Genomic DNA, 20,395 nt, shown 5'->3' on the forward strand with positions numbered 1-20,395 from the left:
TGAAAGGCAAAGGACGGAGACAATGACCATCAATCTGCAGAAGCCGGACATCACCGAGCTTAAGCCCCGCATCACCGTGTTCGGCGTCGGCGGCGGCGGCGGCAATGCCGTCAACAACATGATCACCGCCGGTCTGCGCGGTGTCGAGTTCGTTGTCGCCAACACCGACGCCCAGGCGCTGACCATGTCGAAGGCCGATCGGCTGATCCAGCTTGGCGCGCATGTCACCGAGGGTCTCGGCGCCGGCTCGCAGCCTGAAGTCGGCCGTGCGGCGGCCGAAGAGTGCATCGACGAGATCATCGATCACCTGTCCAACACCCATATGTGCTTCGTTACCGCGGGCATGGGCGGCGGCACGGGTACCGGTGCTGCTCCGGTCGTGGCGCGGGCCGCCCGCGAAAGGGGCATCCTCACCGTCGGCGTCGTCACCAAGCCGTTCCATTTCGAAGGCCAGCGCCGCATGAAGACGGCCGACCTCGGCATCGAGGAGCTGCAGAAATGCGTCGACACCCTGATCGTCATCCCCAACCAGAACCTGTTCCGGCTGGCCAATGACAAGACCACCTTCGCCGACGCCTTCGCCATGGCCGACCAGGTGCTCTATTCCGGCGTTGCCTGCATCACCGACCTGATGGTCAAGGAAGGCCTGATCAACCTCGACTTCGCCGACGTGCGTTCGGTGATGCGCGAAATGGGCAAGGCCATGATGGGCACCGGCGAAGCTTCGGGCGAGGGCCGTGCAATGGCCGCCGCCGAGGCAGCGATCGCCAACCCGCTGCTCGACGAGACGTCGATGAGGGGCGCCAAGGGCCTGCTGATCTCGATCACCGGCGGTCGCGACCTCACCCTGTTCGAGGTCGATGAAGCGGCGACCCGTATCCGCGAGGAAGTCGACCAGGACGCCAACATCATCCTGGGCGCCACCTTCGACGAAGAACTCGAAGGCGTCATCCGTGTCTCGGTGGTCGCAACCGGCATCGACAAGTCGGCGGCTGAAATCGCCGCCGCGCCGATCGCGATCCGCACCGCGCCGCAGAAGCCGACCCCCCGTCCGGCGGTGGCAGCGGTGGAAAGCCGCCCGGCGCCGGTCCAGCAGGCCGCATACGAGCCGCGCGCCGCGGATCCGGTCGCCGAAGCCATCCAGCTTGCCGAGGCAAACGCCGCGGCGATGGCGCAGGCTCGTCCGGCTCCTATCGCCCATGCGGACGATTTCCGCCCGCAGAGCAAGATCTTCCAGGCGCCGCCGGCACAGCCGCAGCCAATGGCACAGCCGGTGGTCCAGCAGATGGTGCAGCCGGCCCCGCAGCCGCGCGAAATGCTGCGTGAGGTGCAACAGCCGGTGGCGATGGCGCCGCAGCGCATGCCGCGCGTTGAGGACTTTCCGCCGGTCGTGAAGGCCGAGGTGGACGCCAAGAGCCGCCCGGCCGACCATGAGAACAACAGCGGGCCGATGGGCCTGTTGAAGCGCCTGACCAATGGCCTGACCCGCCGCGAGGAGGAGCCCGCACGGCTGCAGCCGGCGCAACCGCGCGAGCCCAAGCTGCGCCAGGCGGCACCGGAAGTGCGCCGTCTCGCCAGCCAGGACGCGCAGCTCTATGCGCCACGCCGCGGCCAGCTGGACGACCAGGGCCGCCTGACGCCGCAGACGCGCGCGACTCAGGACGACGATCAGCTGGAGATTCCGGCGTTCCTGCGCCGCCAGGCCAACTGAGCGGTTAACGGACTGTAACAATTGTTAACAAGCAAGCAAGAAATTGCTTGCCTGTTAACGTTTAAAATGCTGCAAAAACAATCGGTTATAACGCCATTCGTATTCCTGTTCGCGGTTACAAAGAGTAAGAAACCGTGATTTGGAGTCTCTCTGCCGGGACACTATCTTCGCTGCCTACCATAGTCGGTGTGCCGGGATTTCGGGGGAAGTCGCCCTGCCAGCCGATTTAACAAGAGCCGCGCCCTCGGGTTGGAGAAGCGGACCTAGGCATTACGGGCTTATGGGGATTGTCTTGCACGACTACCAGACGACAGTGAAGGCGCGCGCGTCGCTTACGGGCACCGGCGTTCACAGCGGCAAAGAAGTTTCCGTCAGTTTCGTGCCCGCGGATGCCGATACCGGTATCGTGTTCCAGCTTGTCAGCGAGAAAGGGCAGGGCCGTGAGTTCCGCGCCCTGTTTTCCGAGATCGGCGCCACCGACCTGTGCACCATGCTTGGCGATCCGGCAGGCGAGCATATCGCCACCGTCGAGCACATCATGGCCGCTTTGTTAGGCCTCGGCATCGACAATGTCCTCATCGAGATCGACGGTCACGAGGTTCCCATCCTCGACGGCAGCGCCATGGCGTTCGTGGAAGCCATCGACCAAGCGGGCGTCGAGACCTTGCCGGTCAAGCGGCGCTACATCAGGGTCGTCAAGCCGGTCCGCATCGAGAACGGTGCTTCCTGGGCGGAGTTCAGGCCTTATGATGGCACCCGTTTCGAGGTCGAGATCGACTTCGAAAGCCCGGCGATCGGACGCCAACTCTTCGCTTCCGACCTCAATGCAGACATTTTCCGCCGTGACATCGCGCGGGCCCGCACCTTCGGCTTCATGAAGGATGTCGAGCGGCTGTGGGCGGCCGGCTATGCGCTGGGATCCTCGCTTGAGAATTCGCTGGTGATCGGTGACGACAACCGCGTCATCAATATGGGCGGCTTGCGCTTCCCCAACGAATTCGTGCGCCACAAGACGCTGGACGCCATGGGCGACCTGGCGCTGGCCGGCGCCCGCTTCATCGGCTGTTTCCGCTCCTATCGCGGCGGCCACAGGCTGAACGCGGCGGCGCTGCGGCGGCTGCTGTCAGACCGCACGGCTTTCGAAATCGTCGAGACGACGCGTCGCGAGCGCGGCCGCGCCGCCGAGATGAGCGCCGTTAATGCGCCGCTCTACGCACCCTGGATGATCTGAATTCCTCGACGTTTTCGGGACGGTGAGTGTTGCATGAATGCACCATCCGCCGGCGAAATCGCAGCGATACTCCGACTCGGTCCGGCCGCCACAAAAATGCGCGATTGGCTGGACATAGCGTTGCCGGGCAAGGCGGTTATGGTCTATGGCTGCTGCCGTCGATTAGTGCATGTCGCTCAAAAGTGGGGACCAGTTTTGGGACAACAGCATGCAAGAGGCATTAAAATAACGCCGAAAGGGCGCAATCCAATCATGTTTTTCAAGCGAGTCGGTCAATCGAAAGCGCCGCTGCGGTCTGTTTTCCTGGCGCTTTCGGTGGTTGTTCCATCGCTCTTTCTGTCGGCTTGCATGTCGTCCGAGAAAGACATCGACCTGTCGACCTATGTCGACCAGACCGAGCCGGCCGACGTTCTCTACAACCAGGGCCTCGCCAATCTGAATGCCGGCCGCCTGGACGAGGCGAGCAAGAAATTCGACGCCGTCGACCGCCAGCATCCCTATTCGGAATGGGCCCGCAAATCGATGGTGATGGGCGCCTTCGCCGACTATCGCAAAGGCAGCTACGACGAAGCGATCTCGTCGGCCAAGCGCTATCTGGCGCTTTACCCGTCCACCGATGACGCGCCCTATGCGCAGTACATCATCGGCCTGAGCTACTACCGCCAGATCAAGGACGTGACGCAGGATCAGAAGGAAGCACGCCAGACCTTGCAGACGATGCAGGATCTGGTTACGCGCTGGCCGACTTCGGAATATGTCGACGACGCCAAGGAGAAGATCCGCTTCGCCAACGACCAGCTCGCCGGCAAGGAAATGCAGATCGGCCGCTATTATCTGGAGCGCCGCGAATACATCGCCGCCGTCAAGCGCTTCCGGACCGTGGTGGAGAACTATTCCAATACGCGCCATGTCGAGGAAGCACTCGCCCGTCTCACCGAGAGCTATTACGCGATGGGGTTGACCTCGGAGGCCCAGACGGCCGCCGCTGTGCTCGGCACCAACTATCCCGACAGCCCATGGTACAAGGATTCCTACAAGCTGCTGCAGAGCAACGGGCTTGCGCCGCGCGAGAATGCCGGATCGTGGATATCCAAGGCCGGAAAACTGATCACCGGCGCCTGACCGCCAGGCCTCGGACCGAAGCGCGCGTTTTTGGATTGATCCGACGCTGAAACAAAAAGATAGTGCGGCGCTGCGACTCCAACCGGGTCGCGTGCCGCTCCACAGCGGTTCGGTGGTTTGATTGAAGCGCTGAGCCGTCCTAACTTTTTGTTCTACGCAATTCCCGTGGGAAAACCGCTACGCACTTTTCCTGGAATTGCTTGAGGTCCGGGTTCTGATGCTTGCCAGACTGTCGATCCGCGATATCGTCCTGATCGAGAAGCTGGATATCGACTTCCAGCCCGGCCTTTCCGTGCTGACCGGCGAAACCGGTGCCGGCAAATCCATCCTGCTCGATGCTTTGTCGCTGGCGCTCGGCGCGCGCGGCGATGCCTCGCTGGTGCGCCACGGCGCGGCGCAAGGCCAGGTCATCGCCGTGTTCGATGTGCCGCGCAACCATCCGGTGCGCGCGCTGCTTGCCGAAAATGCCATCGAGGATGACGGCGACATCATCCTGCGCCGCGTGCAGACGGCGGATGGCCGCACCCGGGTGTTCGTCAACGACCAGCCATCCAGCGTGACCTTGATGCGCGATGTCGGCCACGCGCTGGTCGAGATCCACGGCCAGCACGACGAGCGGGCCCTGGTCGATCCCGGTGCCCATCGCGACGTGCTCGATGCTTTCGGTGGCCATCTCGGCGCCGTTCGCTCGACCGGCGAGGCATGGCGGCACTGGCGCGCCTGCGAGCAGGAGCTTACGCGCCACCGCGCCAAGGTGGCGGCGGCGGCGCGCGAGGCCGACTATCTGCGCGCGGCGGTCACTGAGCTGACCAGGCTCGATCCCCAGCCCGGCGAGGAAACGGAACTTGCCGAACTGCGCGCCCACATGATGCGCGCCGAGAAGATCGCATCCGAGATCCATGACGCGCAGGACGTGCTGTCCGGCCCGTCATCGCCCTTGCCGCAACTGGCCAGCCTGCTGAGGCGGCTGCAACGCAAGGCGACGGAGGCGCCCGGCCTGCTCGAGGACGTCGTCAAGTCGCTGGACGAGGCGATGCTGTCGCTCGATGCGGCGCAGTCTGGCGTCGAGGCCGCATTGCGGGCCACCGAATATGACCCGCAACGGCTGGAAAAAGCGGAGGAGCGGCTGTTTTCGCTGCGTGCCGCGTCACGCAAGCACAGCGTTGCCGTCGATGACCTGGCGCAGTTGCGCGATACGATGGTTGCCGATCTTGCCGATCTCGATGCCGGCGAGGAACGCCTGCACGGGCTGGAAAAGCAGGCAGCTGCCGCGTGCGAGGCCTATGACATCGCCGCCGCACAGCTTTCCTCGCTGCGTCACGCGGCGGCGATCGGCCTGACCAAGGCCGTCATGGCCGAACTGCCGGCGCTGAAGCTCGAACGCGCCGCCTTCATCGTCGAGATGAAAAGCGAGGCCGAGACCCGCATGGAAGAGGGCATCGACCAGATCGAGTTCTGGGTGCGCACCAACCCCGGCACGCGGCCCGGCCCGATGATGAAGGTGGCGTCCGGTGGCGAGCTGTCGCGCTTCCTGCTGGCGCTGAAGGTGGCGCTGGCTGACCGTGGCTCGGCGCCGACGCTGGTTTTCGACGAAATCGACACCGGCGTGGGCGGCGCCGTGGCGGACGCCATCGGCCAAAGGCTGGCGCGGCTGTCGAAGCGCGTGCAGGTGCTCTCGGTCACCCATGCGCCGCAGGTGGCGGCGCGCGCGGCGACGCATTTCCTGATCTCCAAATCGGGAGGCACCGATCGCGTCGCGACCGGCATTGCCGAGATGGACAGGACGGCGCGGCAGGAAGAGATCGCCCGCATGCTGGCCGGCGCCACGATCACCGATGAGGCACGCGCCGCCGCCGAGCGGTTGTTGCGCGAAAACACAAACGCGGCATAGGAATATCCGGCGTGATGGATCGAGTCAGGATATGGCTCCATCCTGCTGGTCAGGAATGATCTTTTCCGAAAACCGGTTCCCACTTTTCGGGATCATGTTCTATTGTGACGCGGCATCGTTCGGGGACGAAAAACATGGCCGAAAAACCTGTCGATTCGCTCAGCGAAAGCGAGGCCGAAGCCGAGCTCCAGCGGTTGGCCGAGGAGATCGCCGAGCATGACCGGCGTTATCACACGGAAGACGCACCAACGATCACGGACGCCGAATATGATGCGCTGCGGCGTCGAAACCTGGCCATCGAGGAGCGCTTTCCCGGCCTTGTACGCGAGGATTCGCCGTCGCTCAGGGTCGGGGCTGCGCCAGCGGAAGGCTTCGCCAAGGTACGCCACGCGGTGCCGATGCTCAGCCTGGCCAAGGCCTATACCGACGAAGACGTCACCGATTTCATCGAGCGCGGCCGGCGGTTCTTCGACCGCGACAAGGACCTCGACATCGCCTTCACCGCCGAGCCGAAGATCGACGGGCTGTCGGCATCGCTGCGCTACGAGAAAGGCGTATTCGTGCAAGGCGCGACGCGTGGCAACGGCACTGTGGGCGAGGACATCACCGCCAATCTGAGGACCATCGCCGACATTCCCGCGAAGCTGAAAGGCTCGGGCTGGCCGGAAATCATCGAGATACGCGGCGAGGTCTACATGACCTATGCCGAGTTCGAAGCGCTGAAGGCACGTTCGGCGGCGGCCGGCGGCCAGGACTACGTCAATCCGCGCAACACGGCTGCCGGCTCGCTGCGCCAGAAGGACGCCTCCGTCACCGCCAGCCGAAACCTCAAATTCTTCGCCTATGCCTGGGGCTACACGACGGAAGATCCGGCGCCGACCCAGTACGGTGCGGTGCAGAAATTCGCGGAGTGGGGGTTCAAGATCAGCCCCTTGATGGTGCGGGCGAAGTCTGTCGAGGAACTGGTCGCGCACTATCACCGGATCGAGGAGCAACGCTCCTCGCTGGGCTACGACATAGACGGCGTCGTCTACAAGGTCGACCAGCTGGAACTGCAGCGCCGGTGGGGATTCGTCACCGGCGAACCGCGCTGGGCTATCGCGCACAAATTCCCCGCCGAACAGGCAATGACGACCGTGCAGAAGATCGACATCCAGGTCGGCCGCACCGGCACGCTGGCACCGGTTGCACGGCTGGCGCCGGTGACCGTGGGCGGCGTGGTGGTCGAGAACGTCACGCTGCACAATGAGGATTACATCAAGGGTTTCGACAGCAACGGCCAGCCGATCCGCGACGGCATCGACGTGCGCATCGGCGACACGGTGGTGATCCAGCGCGCAGGGGACGTCATTCCGCAGATCGTCAGCGTCGTCATCGACAAGCGTCCGGCCGACGCTACCCCTTACGAGTTCCCGCACACCTGCCCGGTTTGCGGTTCGCCGGCGACCCGCGAAATCAACGAGAAGACCGGCAAGGAGGATTCGCGGCGACGCTGCACGGGCGAATTGATCTGTGCCGCGCAAGCCGTGGAACGATTGCGCCATTTCGTCTCGCGCGGCGCTCTGGACATCGAAGGCCTTGGCGCGGAAAACATCGATACCTTCTTCAATGCCGGATTGATCAAGACGGCCGCCGATATCTTCACGCTCAGGGATCGCCGGCCAGCCGTCACCAAGGCGCTGGCCGAGCGGCGCGAGGAGCAGGCCAGGCAGCGCGAGGCGGCATCCGGCAAGACGCGCAAGAATGTCCGCAGCGTCGAGGACCGCAACTATGAGGGCCTGGACAAGCTCTTCGCAGCCATCGATTCGCGCCGCGAACCGGAACTCGACCGCTTCATCTTCGCATTGGGCATCCGCCACATCGGCGAGACGACGGCGGCTTTGCTCGCCCGCACCTTCTCGACCATCGAGGAGCTGATCCGCGTCGGCAAGGAGACGGCCGCGGCGGAAGATCCGCACACCGTGTTCCCGTCGATCAACGGCATCGGCGACACGGTGATCGACGCGCTGCGCGATTTCTTCGGCAATGAGCGCAACGACGACGTGCTTGAGAAGCTGCTCGAGCAGGTCAAGCCGAAGCCGTACATCGTCACCGTCTCGGCCGACAGCGAGGTCGCCGGCAAGACGATCGTGTTCACCGGCACGCTGGAGAAGATGACCCGCTCCGAAGCCAAGGCGATGGCCGAACGGCTCGGCGCCAAGGTCGCCGGCTCGGTTTCGGCGAAGACCGACCTGCTGGTGGCCGGGCCTGGTGCGGGCTCGAAACTCAAGCTTGCCAGCGAACTCGGCGTCGAGGTCATCGACGAGGACACCTGGCTGCAGCGGGTCGGCAAGTCCTGATGGAAAGCACCTTCAAAGGGTTCGGCCAAAAGGCCATTCCGTTCCTGAAGGCGCTGGATTTCCACCAGAGCCGGGAATGGTTTTTGGAGAACCGCGACCTGTTCGAAACGGAATTGCGCGATCCACTGGGCGATCTCGTCGACACGCTGACGCTGCGTTTTGCAGCGGCGGGGTTGGATTTGCGCGGCGACCGCAAGAAGTCGCTGTTTCGCATCAATCGCGACGTGCGCTTCGCCAAGGATAAGCGACCCTACAACCGCCACCTGTCGGCCATCCTTTCGCCGGACGGCACCAAGATGGAACAAGGTGTGTTCTATGTGCATATCGGGTTGGAGGGTTGCTTCGCCGGCGTCGCCTGGTGGCAGCCGGAGGCCGCACTGCTGCTGGCGATACGCCGTTCCATCGAGACATGGCCCGAGAGGTTTCGCGCCATGGTGAAGGCGTTGAACAAGAATGGCCTCGAACTCGATGCCGAAGGCGCCATGAAACGCACGCCGCGCGGCTTCGAACACGTCATCGACAAAGACCTTGCCGCAGCCATTCGCAACCGGCATTTCGTCGTTCGCCACGTGATCGATCCGGCCGGCATTCACGGGCCGGAACTGGTCGAGGAGCTCGTCGATTTCACCTTGCGCGCCAAGCCGCTGCTCGATTGGGGCAGGGCTATCGAGGGCAAAACCGCGAAGGATTAAGCGTTACTCGAGCGCCGCCACGATCATTTCCGTTGATCGTTCGGCTCAAGCGAATTCGTGTGACAAGGCTGGGCATGCCACCTACATACCGCCACTCCTAAAGCGCGTCGCGCTGAAGCGGATTCATGCGACGCGCTTTAGGTCTTTGTTTTTGTGCATGTCGTTCCCCCAAAACCGGGTCACTTTTTGGGCGACATGCATTAGTTGTTGTGCATGTCGTAATCCCAAAACCGCTGCGCACTTTTGGGTGACATGCATCAGGAGTGGTTTATGGCGACGGACGTGATTTCGCAGAGCGGCGATCGAAGCGATTTCTGGCAGGGCGTGCGGCTCTCGATGCCCGTCGTGGTGGCGTCGGCGCCGTTCGCTGTTCTATTCGGGGCGCTTGCCGTCGACAATGGCTTCTCGGTCTTCGAAGCCTTCCTGATGAGCGCACTGGTTTATGGCGGCGCCAGCCAGATGGTCGGCATCCAGCTGTTCGGCCAGCACGTCGCGCCGTGGCTGATCGTGCTGTCGATCTTTGCTGTCAATTTCCGCCATGTGCTCTATTCCGCCGGCATCGGCCGGCGCATCGCGCACTGGCCGATCATCCAACAAGCGCTTGGCTATTTCATCCTCACCGACCCGCAATTCGCGGTGGCCGAGGCGAGAGCGCAATCCGGACAGACGGTTGGTTTTGCCTGGTATCTGGGACTGGGCCTGCCCGTCTACGTGTTCTGGGTGATCGAAAGCGCGCTTGGCGCGATGTTCGGCAAGCTGATCCCCGACACGCATGCGCTGGGCATCGATTTCCTGCTGCCGATCTATTTTCTCGGCCTGGTGATGGGCTTCCGCAAGCGGCCGCTGTGGCTGCCGGTGGTGATCGCCAGTGCCGCCGCCTCGATCATCGCCTACAAGACGATCGGCTCGCCCTGGCACGTCTCGATCGGCGCCATTGCCGGCGTGCTGCTCGCCGTCATCCTGCCGCCGCACCATAGCGGCGTGGAGACAAGGCCATGAGCACGACGTTCTGGATCATCATCGCCGGCGCGATCGCCACCTATCTGACGCGCATCGGCGGGCATCTGGTCATCTCCCGCTTCGACAACATCCATCCACGCGTCGAGGCAGGCCTCAACGCCGTGCCGGCGGCGGTGCTGACGACACTGGTGGCACCGGAACTGTTGAACGCCGGACCGGCGGAATGGGCGGCATTGGTGGTCACGGCAGTGGTTTCGCTGCGCGGCGGGCTGATGGCGATGTTTCTGGCGGGGGCGGCGATGCTGATTTTGGCGCGGCAGTTTGTGGGGTGATTTTGCCGGCGCGAACGTTTCGAACGTCCGCGCCGCCCTTCATTGTCCTGCCGGGCATTTCTCCCCGTAAACGGGGAGAAAGTAGCTCATCTCAAATCTTGGCGTCGTGCGGCAATGGCGCGGTTGCCTTTTCCAGCCAGGCCAGCGTTTCGCCGTCGAGCATCGGGCCGATCTCGGCCAGTACGCGGGCATGGTAGGCGTCGAGCCAGTGCAGTTCCTCGCGGGTCAGCAGGTCGGACCGCACCAGCCTGAGGTCGATCGGCGCCAGCGTCAGCGTCTCGAAGCCGTGCATGGCGATGTCGCCGCCCTCGATTTCTGCCGCTGGGGTCACCAGGATCAGATTCTCGATGCGAATGCCGTAGGAGCCTTCCTTGTAGTAGCCGGGTTCGTTCGAAAGCATCATGCCTTCGAGCAGTTTCTCGGTGCCGGTGCGGGCGATGCGCTGCGGGCCTTCGTGCACGGCGAGATATGAGCCGACGCCATGTCCGGTGCCATGGGCGAAGTCGCAGCCGTGCTTCCACAGCGCCATACGGGCGACGGCGTCGATCTCCGAGCCGCGCGTGCCGGCGGGGAAGCGCAGCGTTGAAATGCCGATCATGCCTTTCAGCACCAGCGTGAAGCGTTCGCGCATTTCCTCGGTCGGTTGGCCGATGGGTACGGTGCGGGTGATGTCGGTGGTGCCGTCCTGATATTGCGCGCCGGAATCGAGCAGGAACAGCTCGCCGGCCTTGAGCTTGCGGTTGGTGGCACGCGACACGCGGTAATGCATGATGGCGCCGTTCGGCCCGGCGCCGGAAATGGTGTCGAAGGAGACGTCGCGCAGCGGCATCTGGGTTTCCTCGCCGGTCTGCCGGCGCGTTTCCTCCAGCCGGGTGACGACCGCGATCTCGTCGAGGGAGCCGGGTTTCTGGCGCTCCAGCCAGCACAGCAGTTTCGCCACCGCCGCGCCGTCACGGCGATGCGCGGCGCACGACCCGTTGATCTCGGCCTGGTTCTTGGTGGCGCGCGGGATGCGGGCCGGGTCGGGCGCGGCAACCACGGTGCCGCCATTGTCCTCGACCAGCATGCGCAGCCTGTCGGCCGCCAACACCGGGTCGAGCGCGATCTTGGCGCCGCCCTTGGCAAGCGCCACGATGGCGGCTTCGAATTCGTCGGGCTCGTGCAAATCGGCGAGCTGGGTCAGATAGGCGGCGACCTGGCGCGAGAACTTGCGCTTGTCCATGAACAGCTTGTGCGATCCGTCGGCAGCGAGGATGGCGAAGCCAAGCGCCAGCGGCGTGTGCGGCACGTCACCGCCGCGGATGTTGAAGGCCCAGGCGATGGAGGAGGGGTCGGTCAGCACTGCATGAGTGGCGCCGTCCTTGCCGATCGCCGCCGCCAGCCGCGCCAGCTTGTCCTTGGCAAGTTCGCCGGCAAAGCCGATCGGGTGCAACTCGACGGGTGCCACCGGTGCCGCGGGCTGATCCTTCCAGATGATGTCGATCGGGTTCTTGGTCAGCGGCACCAGCACGGCGCCGATCTTGTCGGCAGCGGCCTGCAGCGCCTTGACCTCACCGACCGTGTGCAGCCACGGATCGAAGCCCAGCCGCGCGCCCTTGCCGATATTGTCCTTGAGCCAGACCGGGGGCGGGTTGTCGACCAGGCTTTCGACCGAGAAGATGTCGAGATCGACCTCGCTGCGCACCTGCAGCGTGTAGCGCCCGTCGACAAAGATGAAGGCGCGGTCGCGCAGGACGATGGCGACACCGGCCGAGCCGCTGAAGCCGGTCAGCCATTTCAACCGCGCCGAGCGATCGGCGACATATTCGCCCTGGTGCTCGTCGGCGCGCGGAACGATGAAGCCGTCGAGGCCATTGCCGCTCAGCCATTGACGCAGCAGCGCCACGCGCGGCTTGCCGACTGCCGGGTCGCCCGCGGAATCGAAGGTCTGGAACATGATGGGCCTCCTTGCACGCGCGAGCGTAGCTTATGGCTTGGGAAATCGGAATCGGTTTCCAGCGGCGCAAACTGCTACAGCCTCGCCTGGCTGACAACCGAGTGGGCTTGGTCCAGCGCCTGCGAGCTCCGCGCTCAGTGCTTGAGGTGGATGGTCACCCAGCCTTCGCGGTGCAGCGTGCGCACGTGGCGGAAGTTCTGGGCGACATAGGCCGAGATGACCGCGTCGCGCTGGCGCTCGAGAATGCCTGACAGCACGATCGAGCCGCCAAGCGCGATGTGCCCGGCCATTTGCGGTGCCAGCCGCATCAGCGGCCGCGCCAATATGTTGGCGATGATGAGATCGAAGGGCGCGCGCCTGCCGAAGATCGGGTGGTGAAAGCCCGGCGCGGTCACCGTCTCGATGAGAGCCTTGACATGGTTGAGCCGCGCATTGGCGGCGGCGACCTTCACCGCCACCGGATCGATGTCGGTGGCGAGCACCGGAATATGCGCCAGCTTGGCCACGGCGATCGCCAGAACGGCGCTGCCGGTGCCGAGGTCGAGCGCATTGCGCGGGTGTTCGCGCCGCACCACCCATTCCAGCATTTCGAGGCAGCCCGAGGTGGTGCCGTGGTGGCCGGTGCCGAAGGCGAGGCCGGCCTCGATCTCGATGGCGAGTTCGCCGCTATGGCGTTTCCTGCGGTCATGCGCGCCATGGACGAAGAAACGCCCGGCGCGCACCGGCTTCAACCCTTCCAGTGAACGCGCCACCCAGTCGATGTCGGGCAGCGCCTCGCGCTCGACGGGCTTCGACAGAGTGAGGCCGGCGAGAATGTCCTTCATCCGCGCCTCGATCGCGTCGACGTCACCGTCGGCATAGAGCGAGACTTCGTGAATGTCCTTGTCTTCGTCGACCTCCAGCACCGCGATCGGCAGGCCTTCATCCTCGAAGGCCATCTCAAGGGCCGCGAAAATACGCTCGGCCTCGACCTTGCCAGTGGTGAAATGGAGCCGTGTCTGGGTCATCAGGTTAAGTTTCTCTTTGAGCGTGATGTTGTCCGAAAAACCGGCTTCCACTTTTCGGGATCAAGCTCTAGCCCTTGGCAGCGAGGCGCTTCAGTTTTTCGACAGCGGTGCTTGCACTTTCGCCGTAGGCGATCGTGCCGGCGAAATCGCCCTTGCCGTTGAGCAGCAGTACCGAGGCGGTGTGGTCCATCGTGTAGTCGCCGTCGCCGGTGTCGACCTTCTTCCAGTAGATGCCGAACGACTTGGCCATGGCGTGGACCTTGTCCGGATCGCCGGAGATGCCGATGATGCGGTCGGAGAAATTGCTGACATAGGCATTCATCACCGCCGGCGTGTCGCGCTCGGGATCGACGGAGACGAAATAGGCATGCAGGTTCTTGCCGTCGTCGCCGAGCGTCTTCAGCCAGCCGGCGAGTTCGAACAGCGTGGTCGGGCAGACTTCCGGACAATGGGTGAAGCCGAAGAAGACGACGCTGGGCTGGCCCCGGAACGCGGCCTCGGTGATCGGCGCGCCCTTCTGGTCGACCAGGGTGAAGGGGGCGCCGAAGGGTTCGCCGCCATAGTGGCCGCGATACCAGTCGAAAGTCAGCCAGCCGATGCCGGCCGCCATGAGGACGAGAATGCCGACCAGGATAGAACGCATCATCAGAATAGTCCGTCTGTAACTTCATCGGGTGCCGGCCGAAGCCACGCTCCCTTGTTCGGCCGACAGTCTTAGCGGTTCGACCGGGTACACGCAAAGATGCCGCGTTGACGCAACCGGCCGTGGCAGCGCCCGGCGTTTTGATCGCATCTTGCAATGCATTGGCCCTCGCCCCACCTGAGACCGGCAACTCGAACCGCAGGAGGCTCCACTTGCTCGAACTGATTGGGCGCGGACGGATTGGGCGAAAACTGTTCGGCGCGTTGGCCGCGTGCGTCGTGCTTGGCGCTGGCGCTGCCGTCGCCGAGGAAGTCGGCAAGGTCGGCGTCGACTGGGTCGGCAACGACATCATCGTCGAGGCGATCAAGGATCCGAAGGTGGAAGGCGTGACCTGCCACGTCTCCTATTTCGACCGCAGCATCATCGACCGCCTGCACAAGGGCAACTGGTTCGAGGATCCCTCCGATTCCTCGATCTCCTGCCGCCAGACCGGACCGATCACCATCGGCGACATCGACATGGGCGAGGGCGGCGAGGAGGTTTTCAAGCAAGGCATCAGCCTGATCTGGAAGAAGCAGGTGGTGAACCGCATCTACGACAAGGCCAACGATACGTTGATCTATCTCTCGCATTCGCGTCAGGTGCAGAATGGCTCGGCCAAGATGTCGGTCACGACAGTGCCGCTCTACGGCCAGAACGTGGTGTGGAGCAAAGGCAAGCCGAAATAGATTCGCGCGATTGGCCTGACGGACAATTGTTCGCGGCTTGCGGGCGTGGTTGCTCTGACGTAAAGCCGCCCTCATGGACCGTTCCCAAGATCTCGTGCTGAAGGACTCCGAGCCGCGCATCCATCCGACCGCGGAATTGAAGGCGTGCAAGCTCGGCCGCTATGCCGCGATCGGCGAACGGGTGGTGCTGCGGGAAGTCAATGTCGGCGACTTCTCCTATTTCGAGCGCCATTCGGAGGCTATCTACACCACCATCGGCAAATTCTGCTCGATCGCCGCCAACAGCCGCATCAACGCGCTGGAGCATCCGATCGAGCGACTGACCCAGCACAAGGTCAGCTATCGGCCGAACGAGTATTTCCGCTGGCTGGGCGTCGACGCCGCCTTCCGCGACCGGCGGCAGTCGAAAGCCGTGACCATCGGCCATGATGTCTGGATCGGCCATGGCGCGGTAATCATGCCCGGCATCACCATCGGCAACGGCGCCGTCGTCGGCGCCAATGCGGTGGTGACCCATGATGTGCCGTCCTACACCATCGTTGCCGGCATGCCGGCGAAGCCGCTCAGGGCACGCTTTTCCGCCGCCGTCGCGGCACGGATCGAGGCTCTTGCCTGGTGGGACTGGCCGGTCGAGAAACTCGCCCGGGCGGTTCCCGACATTCAGGCGATGCCGATCGAGGCGTTCCTCGATCGCTGGGAAAACCAGGCCTTTTAGGCCGGCATCCTGCCGTTGTCTCGAAGTTCCGCGCTCCGTTGAGCGAGGCAATCCGCAGGCTGAGGCGGCGCTGCGAAGCAAGCTGCCATTTTCCGTGCTCTCCGGACTGAAACCCCTTCCGCCATGCGGGGGTGGCGCGGCGGAAGGGGCTGGAGGTAAACCGCCGTGAAGCGGAAGGAACAGGCACTTTTGCCTGCACGGTCACCATGACATTTAACCCGATAAGGCGTGTTTTCCCTCACATGCCCGCTTTGCGTGTATTCAATTGCGCCTGACGCATTTGTCGCCCGGTTGGAACCCGAAACGGCCGCCGGATGTTTCTCATCGCGGCAGCCATCGAGGGATCCGACACATGGAAAAGCATTTCACCAAGATCGCCAACTGGGTCGCCCATGTAACCGGCCTGCCGCTAACATTTTCCGTCTGCTGCCTGATCGTCGTCGTCTGGGCGGTAACCGGACCCTACTTCGGTTTCTCGGACACCTGGCAATTGGTGATCAACACAGGCACGACCATCATCACCTTCCTGATGGTGTTTCTGATCCAGAACACCCAGAACCGTGACGGCGCGGCAATTCAGGCCAAGCTCGACGAACTGATCCGGGTGAGCCGTGCTCACAATCATTTCATTGGCATCGAGCACCTGACGGAGTCCGAGGTCGAGGAAATTCGCGCCAAATGCGAACGGGCGGCACGGCGGCATGACCAGAAGATTGCCGCCACGGGCGGGAAGAAGGCCGTGGCGCAAAAGCGCGGGACGAAGAAGCAGGCCGCTTGACGGGTCAGCCTTTTATGAAGGCCGCGAAAGCATCCTTGTGGTCGGGGTGCCAACGCGACAGGGCAGGACGGTTTTCGATGATGTCGCCGATCGCCCAAGCCATGCGCTTTTCATCCAGCGGGCGCGCCACGTCATTGTCCGGGCACAGGATGTAGAAGTCGCCCCTGACCAGCGATTCCAGCATGAAATCGATGACTTGTTCGCCGGTCCAGGCCCCGGCCGGCTTTTCCGTCGCGCCTTCGGTGAGGCCGGTGTAGGTGAAACCGGGGATCAGCAGATGCGCCGACAGGCGTGCGCCAGGCTCGTTGCGCAAGGCGTGCGCCAGGCCCTCGGTGAAGGTCTTCACGCCGGCCTTGGAGACGTTGTAGGCAAGGTTGCCGGGCGGCGTCGTGATGCCTTGCTTGGAGCCGGTGTTGACGATCAGCCCCGGCCTGGCAGACGCCAGCATGCGCGGTGCGAAGGCCTCGACGCCGTGCACGACGCCCCAGAAATTGATGTCGAGGAGCCGCTTCCACTCTTCGCGGTTCTCCCAGGGTTTGCCGGGATTGTCGCCGACGCCGGCGTTGTTCATCAGCAGCGAAACATCGCCAAAGGCGCCGAATGCCCGGTCGGCGAGACGATCGACCTCATCGGCCTTCGAGACGTCGGCGGCAACGGCCAGCACGGCGTCGTCGCCGGCAATGGCGGAGACCGCCCGGGAGGCATCGTCAAGACGCGCGCCACCAATGTCGGCAAGCACGATCTTCATGCCCATCAGCGCAAGCCGCTTTGCCGCTGCCAGACCAATGCCGCTGGCGGCGCCGGTGATGACGGCGGTGTTGCCCGGCGCAAGCGCGGGCAGAGCGGTCTGGATTTCGGCGTCGGGGATCATCGGTGATGGGTTCCTTCTTTCGATGGCGCCGAACTTAGCGCCGCTACGGGCTTGCGCAAGCCTCCGTCAGCGTGTGTTCGGGTTGACCATGCCGGTCGAGGCTGCGCATGCTGCCCTCGGCAAAAGGAGACTTTTGCCAGGGCAAAAAGGAATTTTTGCCGGAGCAAAAGGAGACTTTTGTCGGGACAAATGGAGATTTTTCGATTGACGGATTGGGTTGCAATTTTGAAGGAACAGACCGCCACCGGCGACCAGATGGGACGCGAGGTGCCGCAGATGCTGGCCAATCCCGATATCAGCGAAGCGCAGGTGAAGACGCTGTTTTCCGCGCTGGAGAAACAGGCCGAGTTCGTCGAGAAACTGCGCATGGCGTTGGAAAAGTTCGGCCATGATTTCTCGATCATCAAGGCGGCGGAGCGGCTGGAGGAGCGTTATGCCGACCTGGCTGCTTCGGTGGCGGAAAAGCTGAAAGCGATGCGCAGATAGAGCAATTCCAGGAAAAGTGTGAAGCGGTTTTCCGTCCGGAATTGCGTCAAACAAAGAGCAATTCCAGGAAAAGTGTGAAGCGGTTTTCCGTCCGGAATTGCGTCAAACAAAGAGCAATTCCAGGAAAAGTGTGAGGCGGTTTTCCGTCCGGAATTGCGTCAGACAAAGAGCAATTCCGGGAAGGTCTACTTTTCGATCATCCGCGCGAAACGCGTATCCGGCACCAGCCAGACCAAGGCGACCAGCACATAGAGCGCTACGCCGATCCACTGACTGACGAAGGTCAGCACGATGGCCGCGATATAGACGGCGAGCGAGATCTTTCCCTTGCGATCGTGGCCCAGCGCCTTGGCAAAGGCGGTCTCGTTGCCGTGCAGGCGGTGCAGCGCTGCGGCCAGGATCGTATAGGCAATGGCGCAGAGTGCGAGATCGGCGCCATAGACGGCGACCGGCACCGGCGCAAAGTGGTTCTCGCCCATGAAGGCGGTCGTTGCCGGCATCAGGGACAGCCAGAACAGCAGGTTGAGATTGGCCCACAGCACGCTGCCATCGACGCGCTGCACGGTATGGAACATGTTGTGCAGATTGTTCCAGTAGATGCCGACGTTGATGAACGACAGTACGTAGCAGAAGAAGATCGGCCACAACGGTGCCAGGGCGGAAAAATCCTCGCCATGCGGCACTTTCAGTTCCAGCACCATGATGGTGATGATGATGGCCACCACGCCGTCGGTGAATGCCTCGACCCTGCCTTTGCCCATGATTCCACCCTTTTGGCCGCAACGAATTGTCGAAAGAAAGTAAATTGTTAGCTTATGTTGCCGGCCCGATAAACGGCGCTTGGGAAATTCCTCAACTATGTCGGTGGAAACCGTGGAACCGGAGCCGCCGATCGCCGTGATTGGCGCTGGCCCGTTGTTGACTTTTCCCACCGCTGGCTCTCCCCTGTGACGCCTCGCGCCAACGCAGTCGACCGGACGGGGAACGAATGGAGGGATTGATGAGATTTCGATTTCTGCTTGCGATCGCGACCGTACTGGCCGCGGTCTTCGGTACATCCGCCGCGGCCTTCGCCTATGGCGCCCACACCACCACCAACCTCAACGTCCGCAGTGGACCGGGGGCAAGCTACGCAAGGGTCGGAACCCTGCCGGCCGGCTTCAGGGTGAATGTCACCGGCTGCGAGCCTGGCTGGTGCAGAATCCATGGCGGCGGTGTCAGCGGCTGGGCCAGTTCCGGCTATCTCTCGCGGGCCCATGTCGTTCGTCCGCCGGTCATCATCGTGCGCCCGCCGCATCGGCCGCCGCACTGGAACCACCGGCCGCACCGTCCTCCGCATCATCGCCCGCCGCACAGGCCGCGCCCCGGCAAATGCAAGATCGCGCCCGGCTTCCCCTGCAAATAGGCCCAACTTTCCTGCAAATAGGCCCAACTTTCCTGCAAATAGCCCCAACTTTCCTGCAAATAGGATGGCCGCGGCTGATACGTGATGGATCGAGGCCGCCGGCCTCGATCCGAGCCTTCTTCAGTCGGCGGCTTTCCCGTTGAGGCTCTGGTTTTTGTTTTGACGCAATTGCCAAGGGAAGCGCCAATGCGCTTTCCCTGGGAAACCGCTTCACACTTTTCCTGGAATTGCTCTCAGTTCACCGTGGTGTCAGGAGCCTGCCAGCCGGCCGGAACGTCGGGAATGACGACGCGTTAAGATCGCGATCCCGAGGCTGGAAGGGAGGTTGGCCATGACATTTCGCGATTTGGCGCATACGCAAGAAGCGGCTCGTGGCGATGCTCTTGCCATTCCGACTGTCGCCGCCATGATTGCCGTGCTGTTTGCCGGCAGCACGGCACTGACACCGCTTTATATCATCTACAAGCAGCAATTCGGTTTTTCGCAGATCACGCTGACGCTGATCTATGCGGTCTATGTCGTCGGCAATCTCGCCGCCTTGCTGGTGTTCGGCGGCGCATCGGACGTTGTCGGGCGCCGGCCAGCGGCCCTGGCGGCGATGGGCGTCGCCATCGTCAGCGGGCTTGTCTTCCTGTTCGCCGAAAATGTTCTCTCGCTCGACATAGCGCGCATCCTGAGCGGGCTTGGCATAGGCATTGGCGCAGGGACAGGGACCGCGTGGATTGCCGAGCTTCTCCCCAATGCCGACAAGTCGCGCGCCAGCGTCATTGCCACCAGCACCAATTTCCTCGGCCTCGGATTCGGCGCGCTCGTTTCGGGACTGCTGGCACAATATGAGCCCTGGCCGTTGCGGCTGGTCTTCATCGTCTTTCTGGTGGCACTCGTGGTGGTGACGATCCTGGTCTGGCGCACCCCTGAAACGATCGCGAAGCACGGTGGCGTCAATCAGATTTCCATGCGGCCGCAACTTTCCATCCCGCAGGAAATACGCGCGCGCTTCGTTGCGCCGGCGGTGACCGGCTTCGGCGCGATGGCGCTGGTCGGTTTCTATGCCGCCCTCGCTCCCAGCATTCTGGCGCAGCAGCTGCAGGAAACCAACCACGCCGTCGCCGGCGCGCTGTTCTTCGAACTGGCGATCGTCGCCGCAGTCAGCATCGTGGTGCTAAAGCAGGTGCAGAGCAGCAAGGTCATGTTGGCCGCGCTTGCCCTAATGGTCCCCAGCGTCCTGCTGGTGGTGGCGGCACAGATGCTGGCATCGATGGTGCTGATGATCGCGGCCACCGCCTGCTGCGGCGTCGTGGCGGCGCTTGGCTATCGCGGCGGCCTGCAGGTGGTGAACGAGATCGCGCCGGATGATCGCCGCGCCGAGGTTGTGTCCAGCTTCTTCGTCTGCTGCTTCGTCGGCAACGCCTTGCCGGTCATCGGAATCGGGATCGTGTCGACCTATGCCAGTCCGATCGCCGCAAGTCTGGCATTCGCCGCCATGATTATCCTATTCGCGGTGGTGGCGCTGGGCTTCGGGCTGAAAACCAGGCGTTGAGACGAGGC

19 protein-coding genes are annotated in these 20,395 nt (G+C 63.3%); 14 read left to right on the top strand and 5 right to left on the bottom strand.

Going from position 1 to position 20,395, the window contains the following annotated elements:
- Positions 1 to 22: 22 nt before the first annotated feature.
- The 8 genes from ftsZ (at position 23) to LB568_RS19385 (ending at position 10,278) form a co-directional block, all read left to right on the top strand.
- A complete protein-coding gene (gene ftsZ / locus LB568_RS19350) occupies positions 23 to 1,711 on the top strand; it encodes a cell division protein FtsZ (protein WP_224731010.1) in 1,689 nt (562 codons plus the stop codon).
- Between the two features lie 280 nt (positions 1,712 to 1,991).
- On the top strand, positions 1,992 to 2,942 hold the full coding sequence (gene lpxC, locus LB568_RS19355; RefSeq protein WP_224731011.1) for a UDP-3-O-acyl-N-acetylglucosamine deacetylase: 951 nt from the start codon (positions 1,992 to 1,994) through the stop codon (positions 2,940 to 2,942).
- Positions 2,943 to 3,194: 252 nt separating this feature from the next.
- Positions 3,195 to 4,064 carry an outer membrane protein assembly factor BamD gene (locus LB568_RS19360; RefSeq protein WP_013894678.1) on the top strand — a complete coding sequence of 290 codons (870 nt, stop codon included), beginning with the start codon at positions 3,195 to 3,197 and terminating at the stop codon, positions 4,062 to 4,064.
- 217 nt (positions 4,065 to 4,281) lie between these two features.
- Positions 4,282 to 5,955 carry a DNA repair protein RecN gene (gene recN / locus LB568_RS19365; protein ID WP_224731012.1) on the top strand — a complete coding sequence of 558 codons (1,674 nt, stop codon included), beginning with the start codon at positions 4,282 to 4,284 and terminating at the stop codon, positions 5,953 to 5,955.
- 134 nt (positions 5,956 to 6,089) lie between these two features.
- The gene (gene ligA / locus LB568_RS19370; protein WP_140576444.1) at positions 6,090 to 8,294 is read left to right on the top strand and encodes an NAD-dependent DNA ligase LigA; all 2,205 of its coding nucleotides are present in this window, start codon (positions 6,090 to 6,092) and stop codon (positions 8,292 to 8,294) included.
- Positions 8,294 to 8,986: a DUF2461 domain-containing protein gene (locus LB568_RS19375; RefSeq protein WP_140576446.1), complete on the top strand. Its 693-nt coding sequence runs from the start codon at positions 8,294 to 8,296 to the stop codon at positions 8,984 to 8,986. The genes ligA and LB568_RS19375 overlap by 1 nt, the downstream gene beginning before the upstream one ends.
- A gap of 270 nt (positions 8,987 to 9,256) precedes the next feature.
- Positions 9,257 to 9,985, top strand: a complete 729-nt coding sequence (locus LB568_RS19380) for an AzlC family ABC transporter permease (protein WP_224731013.1) — start codon at positions 9,257 to 9,259, stop codon at positions 9,983 to 9,985.
- A complete protein-coding gene (locus LB568_RS19385) occupies positions 9,982 to 10,278 on the top strand; it encodes an AzlD family protein (protein WP_140495242.1) in 297 nt (98 codons plus the stop codon). Before LB568_RS19380 ends, LB568_RS19385 begins: the two co-directional genes overlap by 4 nt.
- Before the next feature lie 91 nt (positions 10,279 to 10,369).
- Here LB568_RS19385 and LB568_RS19390 read toward each other — a convergent pair whose 3' ends face one another.
- The 3 genes from LB568_RS19390 to LB568_RS19400 form a co-directional block, all read right to left on the bottom strand.
- A complete protein-coding gene (locus LB568_RS19390) occupies positions 10,370 to 12,214 on the bottom strand; it encodes an aminopeptidase P family protein (protein WP_224731014.1) in 1,845 nt (614 codons plus the stop codon).
- A gap of 134 nt (positions 12,215 to 12,348) precedes the next feature.
- Complete coding sequence (locus LB568_RS19395) at positions 12,349 to 13,221, bottom strand: 50S ribosomal protein L11 methyltransferase (RefSeq protein ID WP_224731015.1); 873 nt, start codon at positions 13,219 to 13,221, stop codon at positions 12,349 to 12,351.
- Between the two features lie 67 nt (positions 13,222 to 13,288).
- On the bottom strand, positions 13,289 to 13,867 hold the full coding sequence (locus LB568_RS19400; protein WP_013894687.1) for an SCO family protein: 579 nt from the start codon (positions 13,865 to 13,867) through the stop codon (positions 13,289 to 13,291).
- Positions 13,868 to 14,076: 209 nt separating this feature from the next.
- On the opposite strand from LB568_RS19400, the gene LB568_RS19405 reads away from it, so the two are divergent.
- From LB568_RS19405 to LB568_RS19415, 3 genes are all read left to right on the top strand, one after another.
- Positions 14,077 to 14,592: a CreA family protein gene (locus tag LB568_RS19405; protein ID WP_140576454.1), complete on the top strand. Its 516-nt coding sequence runs from the start codon at positions 14,077 to 14,079 to the stop codon at positions 14,590 to 14,592.
- A 73-nt stretch (positions 14,593 to 14,665) separates the two neighbouring features.
- Positions 14,666 to 15,307, top strand: coding sequence for a DapH/DapD/GlmU-related protein (locus LB568_RS19410; protein WP_013894689.1), 642 nt, complete (start codon positions 14,666 to 14,668; stop codon positions 15,305 to 15,307).
- A 352-nt stretch (positions 15,308 to 15,659) separates the two neighbouring features.
- Positions 15,660 to 16,085, top strand: a complete 426-nt coding sequence (locus LB568_RS19415; protein WP_224731016.1) for a low affinity iron permease family protein — start codon at positions 15,660 to 15,662, stop codon at positions 16,083 to 16,085.
- A 4-nt stretch (positions 16,086 to 16,089) separates the two neighbouring features.
- Here LB568_RS19415 and LB568_RS19420 read toward each other — a convergent pair whose 3' ends face one another.
- Positions 16,090 to 16,956 carry an SDR family NAD(P)-dependent oxidoreductase gene (locus tag LB568_RS19420; RefSeq protein ID WP_224731017.1) on the bottom strand — a complete coding sequence of 289 codons (867 nt, stop codon included), beginning with the start codon at positions 16,954 to 16,956 and terminating at the stop codon, positions 16,090 to 16,092.
- A 204-nt stretch (positions 16,957 to 17,160) separates the two neighbouring features.
- On the opposite strand from LB568_RS19420, the gene LB568_RS19425 reads away from it, so the two are divergent.
- Positions 17,161 to 17,442: a hypothetical protein gene (locus LB568_RS19425; RefSeq protein ID WP_013894692.1), complete on the top strand. Its 282-nt coding sequence runs from the start codon at positions 17,161 to 17,163 to the stop codon at positions 17,440 to 17,442.
- Between the two features lie 185 nt (positions 17,443 to 17,627).
- Here the strand turns inward: LB568_RS19425 and LB568_RS19430 are convergent, their stop codons facing one another.
- Complete coding sequence (locus LB568_RS19430) at positions 17,628 to 18,203, bottom strand: TMEM175 family protein (RefSeq protein ID WP_013894693.1); 576 nt, start codon at positions 18,201 to 18,203, stop codon at positions 17,628 to 17,630.
- A gap of 239 nt (positions 18,204 to 18,442) precedes the next feature.
- Between LB568_RS19430 and LB568_RS19435 the strand changes: the two genes are divergently transcribed.
- Positions 18,443 to 18,847, top strand: a complete 405-nt coding sequence (locus LB568_RS19435) for an SH3 domain-containing protein (RefSeq protein ID WP_013894694.1) — start codon at positions 18,443 to 18,445, stop codon at positions 18,845 to 18,847.
- A 331-nt stretch (positions 18,848 to 19,178) separates the two neighbouring features.
- The gene (locus tag LB568_RS19440) at positions 19,179 to 20,387 is read left to right on the top strand and encodes an MFS transporter (RefSeq protein ID WP_224731018.1); all 1,209 of its coding nucleotides are present in this window, start codon (positions 19,179 to 19,181) and stop codon (positions 20,385 to 20,387) included.
- Positions 20,388 to 20,395 lie beyond the last annotated feature (8 nt).

The organism is Mesorhizobium sp. B263B2A (assembly GCF_020165775.1).
GTDB lineage: Bacteria > Pseudomonadota > Alphaproteobacteria > Rhizobiales > Rhizobiaceae > Mesorhizobium > Mesorhizobium opportunistum.